This is a genomic window from Sporanaerobium hydrogeniformans (assembly GCF_002735925.1).
Classification (GTDB): Bacteria; Bacillota; Clostridia; order Lachnospirales; family Cellulosilyticaceae; genus Sporanaerobium; species Sporanaerobium hydrogeniformans.
Genome location: NZ_PEDL01000026.1, coordinates 1 through 13,037 on the forward strand (window position 1 = coordinate 1; position 13,037 = coordinate 13,037).

The 13,037-nt window shown below is 34.7% G+C and carries 9 protein-coding genes and 1 rRNA gene; 2 read left to right on the forward strand and 8 right to left on the reverse strand.

Annotated elements, in window-relative coordinates:
• Positions 1 to 172: ribosomal RNA gene (locus CS063_RS15335) — 16S ribosomal RNA — on the reverse strand; the annotation flags it as partial.
• Between the two features lie 318 nt (positions 173 to 490).
• Between CS063_RS15335 and CS063_RS15340 the strand changes: the two genes are divergently transcribed.
• Positions 491 to 1,372 carry a DUF368 domain-containing protein gene (locus CS063_RS15340; RefSeq protein WP_099450574.1) on the forward strand — a complete coding sequence of 294 codons (882 nt, stop codon included), beginning with the start codon at positions 491 to 493 and terminating at the stop codon, positions 1,370 to 1,372.
• 190 nt (positions 1,373 to 1,562) lie between these two features.
• Here CS063_RS15340 and ptsP read toward each other — a convergent pair whose 3' ends face one another.
• From ptsP to CS063_RS15355, 3 genes are all read right to left on the reverse strand, one after another.
• Positions 1,563 to 3,176, reverse strand: coding sequence for a phosphoenolpyruvate--protein phosphotransferase (ptsP, locus tag CS063_RS15345; RefSeq protein ID WP_099450575.1), 1,614 nt, complete (start codon positions 3,174 to 3,176; stop codon positions 1,563 to 1,565).
• 23 nt (positions 3,177 to 3,199) lie between these two features.
• On the reverse strand, positions 3,200 to 3,463 hold the full coding sequence (locus tag CS063_RS15350) for an HPr family phosphocarrier protein (protein ID WP_099450576.1): 264 nt from the start codon (positions 3,461 to 3,463) through the stop codon (positions 3,200 to 3,202).
• A 163-nt stretch (positions 3,464 to 3,626) separates the two neighbouring features.
• On the reverse strand, positions 3,627 to 4,316 hold the full coding sequence (locus tag CS063_RS15355) for a TMEM165/GDT1 family protein (RefSeq protein WP_180270826.1): 690 nt from the start codon (positions 4,314 to 4,316) through the stop codon (positions 3,627 to 3,629).
• A gap of 188 nt (positions 4,317 to 4,504) precedes the next feature.
• Here CS063_RS15355 and yjeM point away from each other — a divergent pair, with 188 nt between their 5' ends.
• Positions 4,505 to 6,016 (forward strand): glutamate/gamma-aminobutyrate family transporter YjeM, encoded by a 1,512-nt coding sequence (gene yjeM, locus CS063_RS15360; protein WP_099450578.1) that lies wholly within the window; start codon positions 4,505 to 4,507, stop codon positions 6,014 to 6,016.
• Positions 6,017 to 6,524: 508 nt separating this feature from the next.
• Here yjeM and nudC read toward each other — a convergent pair.
• The 4 genes from nudC to CS063_RS15380 all read right to left on the reverse strand — a co-directional run bounded on the left by nudC (position 6,525) and on the right by CS063_RS15380 (position 13,023).
• The gene (gene nudC, locus CS063_RS15365; RefSeq protein WP_099450579.1) at positions 6,525 to 7,361 is read right to left on the reverse strand and encodes an NAD(+) diphosphatase; all 837 of its coding nucleotides are present in this window, start codon (positions 7,359 to 7,361) and stop codon (positions 6,525 to 6,527) included.
• Between the two features lie 422 nt (positions 7,362 to 7,783).
• Positions 7,784 to 9,442: a glutamate--tRNA ligase gene (gene gltX, locus CS063_RS15370; protein ID WP_099450580.1), complete on the reverse strand. Its 1,659-nt coding sequence runs from the start codon at positions 9,440 to 9,442 to the stop codon at positions 7,784 to 7,786.
• 320 nt (positions 9,443 to 9,762) lie between these two features.
• Positions 9,763 to 11,763 (reverse strand): hydantoinase/oxoprolinase family protein, encoded by a 2,001-nt coding sequence (locus tag CS063_RS15375; RefSeq protein WP_099450581.1) that lies wholly within the window; start codon positions 11,761 to 11,763, stop codon positions 9,763 to 9,765.
• Positions 11,764 to 11,997: 234 nt separating this feature from the next.
• The gene (locus CS063_RS15380) at positions 11,998 to 13,023 is read right to left on the reverse strand and encodes a glycosyltransferase (RefSeq protein ID WP_308415539.1); all 1,026 of its coding nucleotides are present in this window, start codon (positions 13,021 to 13,023) and stop codon (positions 11,998 to 12,000) included.
• Between the last annotated feature and the right edge of the window lie 14 nt (positions 13,024 to 13,037).

The window sequence follows — 13,037 nt, forward strand, 5'->3', positions numbered from 1 at the left end:
GTATTAGCGTTCGTTTCCGAACGTTATCCCCCTCTATAGGGCAGGTTACCCACGCGTTACTCACCCGTCCGCCACTAAGCTTTGGGAGCAAGCTCCCTTAGCTTCGTTCGACTTGCATGTGTTAAGCACGCCGCCAGCGTTCATCCTGAGCCAGGATCAAACTCTCATAAAAAAGTTTGTCCATGCAACCTAAGTTGCTGACTTATTACTTAGTACTTTATAGTACTCACTGAACTTAAAATTAAGTTCATGAATCGACTGGTTTTATGGTTACTATTTTGTTTTCAAAGTTCATTATTGGTTTACTCTATTTAAAAGTAAAATTATCTGTTGCCACTTATTGGTGACGACTTGTATAATATTACACGAGTAATCTACATATGTCAACACCTTTCATAAAACTTTTTATAATTTTTTTTTACGCCTAACTTCTTTTTCTATTTTATGATATGATAGAAAAAATATTTGTTCTATAACGAGGTGAATTATAATGTATATTATTCAGTTTATCCGTGGTTTCTTTATGGCTCTTGCCGATAGTGTACCCGGAGTATCTGGTGGCTCCATTGCATTTATTATGGGCTTCTATGATGAGTTTATCGACTCTCTTAATACTTTAGTATCTAATCATTCTTTAGAAGAAAAGAAAAAATCTCTCTTCTTCTTATTTAAATTAGGCCTTGGTTGGATTGTTGGTATGGTTCTTTCTATATTTATTCTTGCTTCACTTTTTGAAGAGCAGATTTATGGTATCAGTTCTTTATTCATTGGTTTTATTCTTTTTTCAATCCCTCTTATTGCTAATGAAGAAAGAAAAACACTTGCTAAAAACTATCGTGGTCTTATTTTTTCTATATTAGGTATTGTCCTTGTCGTACTTATTACTTATTTTAATCCTACTGGTGGTGGAAGTAGTATTACACTTCATCAATTCTCCTTCCCTCTTGCCATTTATGTTTTTTTTGCAGGTATGATAGCTATTTCAGCTATGGTGCTTCCCGGTATTTCTGGTTCTACCTTGCTACTTATATTCGGTCTATATGTACCTGTAGTCAATGCCGTAAAACAGCTTTTAACTTTTAATTTTAATGTCTTTCCATTACTTTTTTGTTTTGGATTAGGTATTTTAGGAGGAATTATTTTAACTATACGCGGTATCCGCTACCTTCTAGCACATTACCGTACTCAGATGATTTATTTTATATTAGGTTTGATGCTTGGTTCACTTTATGCTGTTTGTATGGGACCTACTACACTAGAAACTCCTCAACCTCCTATGAGTCTTGATAATTTTAATATTCTCTTATTTATTACAGGCGGACTACTTATTATAGGTCTTGAAAAAGTAAAAGGTATTTCTACCATCAAATAGGTATTCATTTTCTGCTAAAAAACTCTTAAAGATAATACTTACGTATTTTAATCCTCTATAGTTACTAAATAACTATAGGGGCTTTTTATATCTATAATAGACCTCTGCTTCATTAATAGACTAATAAAAAACAGACCCTATAAAATAGAGTCCGTTTTACTTATTAACAAATTTTTACTTTTATAAGCTATTAGTTTTCTAGAAGCTTTTTCTTAGCGCCTAAAATAGAAGTAGCACTCATGGAAAACTCATCTAATCCATATTCTAAAAGAGTTGGGATTGCCTCTTCATCTCCCGCCATTTCACCGCACATCCCTACCCACTTCCCTTGACTATGAGCACCGTCTATCGTCATTTTAATAAGACGTAAAACTGCTGGGTGTAATGGATTATAAAGATAGGAAACCTTTTCACTCATTCGATCTGCTGCTAAAGTATATTGAATAAGGTCATTCGTTCCAATAGAGAAGAAATCGACATGCTTAGCCAGTTCATCTGCCATAACCGCTGCTGCTGGAATTTCTATCATGATTCCCCATTCAACAGCCTCTGAATAGCTTCGACCTTCTTTTTCAAGTTCTTTCTTGCATAGCTCCACAATCTCCATAGCTTGTTTAAATTCTTCAATGCCTGATATCATTGGGAACATCACTGCTAATTGACCATAAACAGAAGCTCTAAGTAATGCACGTATCTGCACCTTAAAAATTTCTATTTGGTCGAGACAAAGTCTAATAGCTCTATACCCTAAAAAAGGATTCATTTCTATTGGAAGTGGTAAATAGGGTAAGGTTTTATCTCCTCCTATATCAAGGGTACGGATAACTACTTTTTTGCCTTCCATTTTTTCAAGCACAAATTTATAGCTTTCAAATTGCTCTTCCTCAGTAGGTGCTTGTTCTCTATCCATGTATAAGAATTCTGTCCTAAAGAGCCCAATGCCATCTCCACCATATTCTAGCACTTGAAGTACATCTTCTGGCTTACCAATGTTACCACATACTTCTATTTTTTTCCCTTCTTTAGTTACTACCTGTACATCTTTTAATTTTTTAAGTTGTTTTTGATTTTCTTTAAAAGCTATTTGCTTGTCTCTATATGTCCTAATAGTAGCTTCGTCTGGGTTAATGATAACCAAACCTTCTGTACCATCTATAATCACTGTATCACCATTCTGTACACAAGAGGTTATATCCTTCAAGCCTACCACAGCTGGAATTTCTAATGTTCTAGCCATAATAGCAGAGTGAGAAGTTCTACCACCAATATTGGTTAAAAAGCCCACTACTTTTTCTTTATCTAGTTGAGCTGTATCAGAAGGAGTCAAATCATGAGCAATCACAATTGTTTCTGGCTCATTAATCTCTAGTCCAATGGTATGACCTGCTAAATTGGCAAGAAGCCTTCTTGAAACATCTTTTATATCTGCTGCTCTTTCTCTTAGATAAGGGTCATCAATTGCTTCAAAAAGGGCAACTAATCCCTTTGTCACACTTTCTATGGCATGAAGACTATTCGCTTTATTGTCTTTAATTTCATTTTGTATAGAATCTATATACTCAGGATCCTCTAAAATAAGTAGATGTGCTTCGAATACAGCTGCCTCATCTTCTCCTAAAGAAGCCTTTGCTTTTTCTTTAATCTGTTCTAATTGCTTTTTTGTAAGCTTTATTGCATGAGTAAGCTTCTCCATTTCTACTGAGGTATCATTAACTAAATCATTTGTAATAATCACCTCTTGCTCCTCATACAAAAATACCTTTCCAATAGCATATCCCTTTGATGCAGCAATGCCTTTTTTCACGAAACATTCCTCCTCAAATTGAATTAAGCTTCTTTAATGGACGCAATAAATTCTGCAATTTTTTTTGCAGCTATTTCTTCGTCTTCACCTTCTGCTACTACTTCTACATCAGCATCAGCCGGAATCCCTAATGCAAGGATAGCTATTAAACTTTTTGCATTACCTTGTTTATCTTCATACTTTAATGTAATATTCGATTTAAAAGTTGAAGCTTCTTTACAAACAAGTGTAGCTGGTCTAGCATGTAAACCTGTTGGATTATTTAGTTTTATTGTGAATGTTGTCATGTTGTTTCCTCTTTCTTTATTTAAATTAATGAACTTAAGGAAAGAATCTTTTTAACCTATTCTTTCCTAAACACTCTCATATTATAATCAATATTTATAGACTATGAAATAGATAAATTTTAACATATTTGTAAACTTTTGTAGTTTATTTAACAATCATTTTTTACAAACTTTCATCCTGTATCCACAAAGAAGAAGATTTACTTTTGTGGAGCATCTCTCCTAATGTCCATAAAAACAGTGCAATAAGGAGTGCACCTATAATAAGCATCGTATTAAAATCTGTCTTTACCCTAAGTAACGAAATTAATTTTAGCATGCCAAATACAAAGAAGAGAGACGCTGAAAAAATCCTAATCAGCAAAGGCGAAATAAGCTTTCCCATTTTACCACCTATTAAAATACCTAAACTACTTACTACTAGCATGGCACTTATCGTACCTGCTAATACAATAAGTGGGTAACTCGCCTCCATTCCTAAAGTAACTGCAGCAAGCTGAGTTTTATCACCTAACTCACCTACAAAGAAAGCTGTTGTTACAATCAAAAATGGCCAATTATATGTTTCTGTTTTTTTTTCATTTTCTTCTTTTTCCTGTTGAAGGGAAGTAAATGCAAAATAAAGAAAAGCAATACTACTAACAAAAGATAAGCAACTTATCGAAATAATATTCCCCAACGTAACACCAATGAGTATTGCCAACCCATGATTGAATAATACACCCAAAAATACCCCTGCTAAAACTTCTTTCATAGAATATCTAGAAGCAAATAGCATGGCTAAAAGTTGTGATTTATCTCCCATTTCTGCCATAAATACAAGAAGAAAAGCACTTGTCATTTCTTTTAACATTTTCATTCCCCCTTCGCACTCTTCTCAAAATGCATTTTTGTGACATGTCCCCCTTCTACTATATGCACTATACTTCTAGTCTCATTATTACTTTCTATCTAAAAATAAGAATTAATTTTAAAAAATAGTACACTCTAATAACTAGCTTCAATAAATATTTCTCACAGTTTTTATTTGGGAGGCTCATTATGTCTAATCAAGCTATTAAAAAATTAACTTTATATTCACTTGTCCTAATGATCTTTACTTCAGTTTTTGGCTTTGCTAACATACCTCGTGCCTTCTTCCTCATGGGTTATGCTGCTGTTCCTTGGTATATTCTTGGTGCTCTAGCTTTCTTTATCCCTTATGCCTTTATGCTGGCTGAATATGGCGCTGCCTTTAAACAAGAAAAAGGTGGTATTTTTTCTTGGATGCAGCGTTCTGTTGGAGCTAAGTATGCCTTTATTGGTACCTTTATGTGGTATGCTTCCTATCTTGTTTGGCAGGTAAGTGTCTCTTCTTCTATTTGGATTCCTTTATCCAATGCTATCTTTGGAGAAGACCGTACTTCTCAGCTTACTTTTATGGGACTTAATAGTACACAAGTCATTGGTATTCTAGGTATCATATGGATTAATTTGGTTACTTTTATCTCCTCTCGTGGGATGAGTAGTATCAAAAAAGTAACATCTGTAGGAGGCTTTGCTGTTGCTTTACTCAATGTTGCACTTTTAGTAGGCGGCCTTTTAGTTCTCTTCTTTAATGGTGGACGTCTTGCTGAACCTATAACACACCTTGCACATTCTTTGTCTGCTTCACCTAACCCTAAGTATCAATCCCGTCTTTCTATCCTCTCTTTTTTTACTTACGCTCTTTTTGCCTATGGTGGAATTGAAGCTGTAGGTGGACTTGTAGATCAAACTGAAAAAGCAGAAAAGACCTTTCCAAAGGGAGTTGCCATTTCTGCTATCATTATTTCTATTGGTTATTCTCTTGGAATTTTTATGATTGGTATCTTTATTAACTGGCAAAATATTTTATCACTTCCTAGTGTAAATACTGCCAATGTTACCTATATTATTATGAACAATCTAGGTTATGAATTAGCTAAAGGTCTTGGTATTTCTCAAGCTACAGCACTTATAATAGGTGCATGGATTGCTCGATTTGCTGGACTTGCTATGTTCCTTGCCTTAACGGGTGCTTTCTTTACCTTGATTTACTCTCCCCTTAAACAACTTATAGAAGGAACACCTGCCGCACTTTGGCCTAAAAGCTGGACTGTTATCAAAAATGATATGCCTGTTCATGCTATGATTGTTCAATCTCTTGTAGTAAGCCTTCTTATCCTACTCGTTTCCTTTGGTGGTGAAAATGCATCAGCCTTCTTTAACAAACTCGTTACTATGACTAATGTAGCTATGACTATTCCTTATATGTTCTTATCTATTGCCTTTCCTTTTTTTAAGAAAAAAGCCAGTATTTATCGCCCATTTGAAATATATACCACCTACACTTGGGCACTAATCACCTCTATTATTGTTACAGTCACAATAGGTCTAGCTAATATTTTCTCCATTATTGAACCTGCTCTTACAAATAATAACTTGATAGACAGCCTTTTAACAGGCGGTGGACCTATACTCTTTGCTTTAGTTGCTTATTTCCTTTATACAAGTTATGAAAATAAAATAAGAAACAAAAAAATTAAACATTAATAAGACCTATTTCCTTTTGTCCTTTTTTCTCTTTTTAATAAAACTCCAACTCAAGGTGTACAATAAAAGTATGTACACTAGAGGTCTCAGTTATTTTCTTTACTTTGCAAATAGGGCAACTTAATGTACACTCTAATGAATGGTGCTGACAAAAAAGATAGTCTTCTTTTCCTCTATGTACCCTTATTACCTTTTTCCTATAATTTACTACTTCAGGAATAAATAACTCTAGGTGCTTCTCACTCATTTTCCTAAAAACTTAACTAAGTTCTCTAATTTTTTCTAAAAAATCCAAAAAGTTACATCTGTGTTTGTACCACACTTTTGCTCTTCTCCAAAAAATTGCTAATTTCTTAAGGTTATAACACATTTAAGTAGCCACTTCATGCTTTTATCGCATCCTATGGCATAACCTCCATAACAAACCCATAGTATGCCTAACGTTAAGATTTCTAGACCATACTCTTCTTGTGTTCTAACCTTCCCTAGCCTCCACACCATTTCCCCTTTACTTTGATAGACCTAACAAATCCGTAATGATCTGATGAGCAATAGATATAGGTGAGGGTAAAATAGGGAAATTATCTTTATCGTACCAATTGGCATCTACTATTTCCTCATGATCCACTGTAATTTCACCACTCTCATATTCAGCGGTAAAACCTAACATAAGAGAATCACCATTATACCAAGGTGTACTTCCATAATACTTAATATTTTTCACCTTTATGCCGACTTCTTCTTCTACCTCGCGCCTTACTGCCTGCTCCAAGCTTTCACCTTGTTCCACATAACCTGCAATAATACTATAGAGTCCTTCTGGAAAATTTGCATTATGAGCAAGTAAAAGCTTATCTCCTTTTGTAACACCTACAATAATCGCTGGTGCAATATGCGGATAACTCACATTGCCACAACCTAAACAGCGTTTTGCCCGTTCATCTTCCTTAAAAGTAGTTTGCTCCCCACAGTATCCACAAAAGCGACTCGCATGGTGCCAGTTTAAAAAAGTTCTTCCTCTTACACAAGTAAAAAAGAAATTTTTATCTCCTATCCATGAAGCATCATTTAAGTAGACCCACTCAAATGCTTCCGGTATCGGTACTTTTTCTTGCCACTCTGTACAGTAGCAAGGCACTTCCCTAAAATAACCCATAAAAAATTTTTCTTTTATTCCTTTTTTTAATTCGGGATGCTCCTTTTCATCAGGCGCTTCTACATTTTTTCTTGCTTTTAATAAAAGCATATGATTTTTTTTATAAATAAGAAGAATGGTCTTCTCACTTCTCGTTTCTAACTCTTTATATTCTGGTCTAAAAGGAATGTCCTCTCTTTTGTATTCCATTGCTGTCCCCTCTTTCACACATTTTCCTAAATAGTTATTTTAACTGGACTCATTTTTCTCATTATACTACCTACCTCTAAGAAAATAAACTTTAAATAATACCACGTCTTTTTACCTAACGTAGGGGACGATTCCATATCGTCCCAAACTCAAATGACTCTATTAGCTTAAATTCACATTTCCTATTAAATAAATGAAATCCAAGCCCTCCAAATATTATTATTTATCTTTTCATAACATTTGGGTGAATAGGTAATAGTATGGGGTTACGGACAGATATGGAATCTGCCCCTACGAGGGGGGTGCGGTAGGGGTAGATTCCATATCTACCCGTACGAGGGTGGGGTATGTGCATTATTTAAATAGGTAAAAAAAGAGGAGTCTCCCTTCTTGTCTAAGTAAGGGAGACTCCTCTTTAGTCTTTATAAACTTAAAAATTGTGTAAAGCGTTCTCTAACAGCTTCTTCTCCTAAAATATGCATAATCGTATATAAATCAGGTGTATTCGTACGATGAGTAAGTGCTGCTCTTACAACACCTGCTACATCTGAAACCATGCCTTTGAAAGCAGTTGGGTCCTTTTTAAAAGCTTTACGGTCTGCAGTATAGCCTAAGCCTATTGCTACAGTCTTTAATTCTTCAAACCATTCCTCTGCAGTGGTATCATAAACGTATGCTTTCGTATAGGTTTCAATGATACGCTTTGCTTCCTCTAATGTCATGTTTTTAGGTAACTCTAACGTTTCTATTGTTTCCTTATTGAAAAGTGGTTTAAAGAAATAACAAATTTTTTCTTTTACATCTGACCATTTTGCATAGTCCTTACGTGGTTTAGGGCCGTCTTTATCAATGGCAAAAATAGCTTTTGCTAAGTCAGCTTGACTGGTTACAAGCTCATACATCTCTTCGTCATATTCTTTCGCCCACTGTGTATAAAGTTCATATACCTCATGGGCAGGCATTTTACAAATCACATCTTTACTGACATCATTTAATTTAATGATATCAAAAAGTGCACCACTCTTACTCATCTTGTTAAGAGCTACTGGATAGTCATGATAGTCTGCTTTTGGATTTTCCATACGCCATTCTTCAAAGGATGAATTAATAATATTTAAGAGATACTCTACTACCGAAGCCTTTGGATAACCTTCTTCTTTATAGTAGGTTACAGCACTTTCTGGATCTTTACGTTTAGAAAGCTTACGTTTAGAATCCCCCTCTAATTTCATGACATTTGGAATATGGGCATACTCCGGCCTTTCAAAACCAAGTACTTCAAAAAGTTGTACATGGATAGGAAGAGAGGAAAGCCATTCTTCTCCACGAATAACAGTAGTCGTTCCCATAAGAGCATCATCAATGGCATGAGCAAAGTGATAGGTTGGAAGTCCATCTGCTTTGATAATAACAATGTCTTGATTGTTTTCTGGAAAAGAAGTTTCTCCCTTAATTAAATCCGTAAAATAAATACGGTTTTCTGGATTTCCTGGTGATTTTAAACGAAGGATATATTTATCTCCCTTTTCAATCTTAGCAAGGGCCTCTTCTGATGAAAGATTGCGATAAATAGCATACTCTCCATAGCAACCTGGTGTTACTTTTTCAGCCATTTGTTTTTCACGCATAGCTTCTAATTCTTCTGGCGTGCAAAAGCAGGGATAGGCTAAGCCTTTTTTAACGAGGTCTTTTGCAAAAGTTTTATAAATCTCTTCCCTTTCACTTTGACGATAAGGACCATAATTTCCTACTGAAGAATTCTCACCTGTCATTCCCTCATCAAAGTCCATGCCAAAGTTATGCATCGTTTGAATGGTATCAGCAATGGCACCCTCTACTTCTCTTTTTTGATCGGTGTCCTCAATACGCAGATAGAATACCCCTCCACTTTGAGTAGCTATACGTTCACTTACAAGTGCTGCAAAAACTCCTCCAATATGTTGAAATCCTGTTGGACTGGGTGCATAACGTGTAACCTTAGCCCCCTCCTTTAATGTTCTTTTTGGGTATAATGCTTTATATTCCTCAGGTGTTCTTTGAATGTCTGGAAAAATAACATCAGCTAATTTTTCTAAACTCATGATTCGACCTCTTTTCCTTTGTATTTAAATTGATTATAAAGTATTTTTGTATCTGTAGCTTATAAGTTTTATATAAAAGTTTTCCAGCTTAAGTACTTTCTAAGCTTTTATAAAGGATAAAAAGCAAAAACCTCTCGCCCTAAATCTTAGGACGAAAGGGTCTTTTTTCCTTATCATTTTATCCCAAACCGTGTGCCATCATACATTAAGTGTTTCTTAAGTACGCTTCTTTTATTATACCGAGGCACTTCCTTGTTGTAAAGTCTTTTAGTGCCTTCTTTCTTAGGTTGCTTGATTACTCTAAAAACTTATAAACCTTTTTAAATTCTTCCTGTTACACTTGCCACTACTGTTGTACCTAAATCAATAGATGTACCTTTTTTAGAATAAGCAATTTTAGGGATTACTTTAATATCTATATCCAGTTCTCCCAATGCTCCTCGTTTTTTAGCATCAAAAATAGCCTTATTCTGTGCAGATGATTTTGCAAACTCTATTGCTTCTTCTATGGTATCAAATACTTTATTTCCATTAGTAGCATAAACCGTGTAACTTGTAATTCCATCGGGTGTGTAATTAGGTGAAATGGAAATTTTAGAGGAAGCTGAAATATCAGCAATGATTGCACCAACTGCATTGGCCACCTCAGCGTATTTGGGGATAATACACTCTGTACCAAGTGCATGAGCCACCTTAGGTAGAAAAATATGAATAGGTGCCCCAATACCAACCAGTGTAGCTTGAGTATCAAAATGCAAACCAAAAAAATCTTTATTTGAAGTGTCATACCAGCTTTGCTGAATCAATTCGAGAAGTTGATTACTTATACCCTTTTTAAACATTTTCGGATGTTTGTTTGTTAACATGACCCTGACTATATTTTCATAAAGTTTTCTGCAAACCAAATCATAAATATCATCACAGAGCCTATTTAGATCCATGTTATCTTCTTTGTAATCAGGCAACATCTTCAAAAGATATTTAGCACCCAAAATAGAGGCGCTGTTGTCATACTTGTCGAAATCCCCCTTAATGTGCATAATATCAGTGGGTGTAAGTCCACATCGCATTATAATTCCTTCGTCTTCTAAGCGCTCACTATTCACATTGTATAAATCGATTTCTCCACTCCCTAGCATAATGGGACGTTCTTTTAACTTTTTGATCAAATTAATCTCATTTGAACTATAATACTGCAAGTCTTGAGGTTTTTTTGCAAGATATAAAAACTCATAAAGTGGAAATGTGCTTGTTTTATTGCTGGCTATCAATTTTTTTAGTTCCTCTTTAATTTGAGGATAATCTATGGCCGCCACACATAATGGTTGTACTCTCCTTGTATTCAACACTAGCTTATGGTTTTCTATTGTCACTCTACTATCTCCACCTAAACCAAAGGTGTCAATAAAAACCCCTTTAATTTGAGTTTTAAATCCCCCTATACTAATGCCATCTGTCACAGCTGGTTCATTATTTTTTACTATTGAAATATCTGTTGTGGTACCACCCATATCTATAATTAAACTATTTTCACCGTCAGCTAATCCTCTGCCGCCTATAATGCTAGCAGCTGGTCCACTTAAAATTGTTTTAACAGGATGGATTAAAGCAACTTCATCCGACATTAAACTGCCATCACTCCGCACAATCATTCTTTTCATATGAAGTTGTCTTTCTTGCAGTACATTTTTTACTGCAATTATAAATTTCTCAATGATAGGTAACAATCTAGCATTGAGGAGTGCAGTGGCACCACGTTCCATTACATTAAGATCATTTGCAAGTTCACTTGCCATAACAAAAGGAACTTTATATTTTGCAGTCAATTTTTCCTTTGCCATTTTTTCACAAATAGCACCATTTTTTAATGCATTTACCTGTGCAACAGCCAATGCTTGTGCATCTGAAAACCATTTACCTTGATTTTTAGTTATATATTCCCAATTAGGATTGTCAATAATTTCTCCCTCTAAACTAATTGGGATATCTATACAAAATACATCCTCGTTAGCAAGTCCGTATTTTGTTTTTGCATCAATACGTTCAAGCAATTTGTATGAAGTGCCAATCAAAACAAGCTTTGCCCTGCCACCTTTGTTTTCTACACAAGCATTGGTTGCAAGTGTTGTAGAAAGTGAAAGTATAGTCGTTGCTTTTACTAAATGAGGTGGTAACCTATCTATTGCATTTCCAATCCCAATTTCCAAATTTTCTTTAGTTGTCAAAGCTTTTCCTTTGGCAACAATTTCTCTTTTATCAAAATCATAAATCACAGCATCTGTATATGTTCCTCCCGTATCAATACCTATTCCAAGTGTCATACTCTTTCCCCCTCGTATTATAAATCAATTAACCCCATCATAGCACTTAGCCTTTAATTGTATCTATAATATTTTCAATATATTTCGTAATTCTTCAAGTAACTTCCAAACTAATGTTAAATACCCTAACACATCATTTTTAGCTTCACTCTTTTCATTTTAACCACCAAAAGACGCAAAGTAAGTTCTTATTCCTACTTTACGTGCTTTTGATGCATTCCTTATTGACTTCTTTTAAGACGAAGAGGTATTTCTACGTGGCCACTTTTCATTAATGAATTCTTTTAGCTCACTTATCTTAACCTGTACATTAGGCTTCTGAATAAATTTCACACGATCCATAACAATCTTAAGCTTATCATCTGTACAAATTTGTTTAATGGTTTCTGCTCGATTCTTAAGTTTAGCTTTACCCGAAATATTTGCCTCATTAAAAATACTACTAAAGGCCATACTAATATAGCGTAAGTCTAGGCGATTTCGCATTTTTTCTTCTAAACCTGCTGCTATAACAATTTCTTCTAAAGTATTGTGAACTTTTACTTGATCTATCCACATATTTTTGTTATAGCTATGCAAAACAGATTTAGGATTTTTGACATAGTGATATTGTACACTATGCTCTATACACATTCCTTCTGTACTTAATAGTGCTTGTACCATAAAAATAAGGTCTTCCATAATAGAAATACCTTTCTTAAACCGAAGATTTTGCTCATCTATAAAGCTCTTACGGTAAAGTCCTCGCCAAACACTTCCCATAACATAGATATATTTAGGGGTAATATCTTCTATTCCTATCATATTGGTAATCAGTTTATCTATAATTTGATCATGTTCAAGACAGGCTTCCTCAAATTCAAACAGCTTAGGTGTACTTGCTCTTTTATTGTCTTTAAAATAATTGCATAAACAAATGGGATAGTCTGAGTTTTGTAAACGCTTATAAAGTGTCTCATACATCTCTGGTTCTACCCAATCATCTGGGTCTACAAAACCAATGTATTCACCTGTAGCTACTTCTATTCCTGTATTTCTGGCAACCGAAACTCCTTCATTGACTTTATTAATGACTTTAATACGTGGGTCTGCTTCTTTATAGCACTCACATATTGTTAAGCTATTGTCTTTTGAGCCATCATTTATAAGGATAATCTCAAGTTCTTTATAGGTTTGAGCTATTAAGCTATCTAAACATTTTTCTAAATATTTTTCTGCATTGTAGATAGGGACAATCACACTAATTGTGTTCACTCTCATCTTACCTTTCTTTT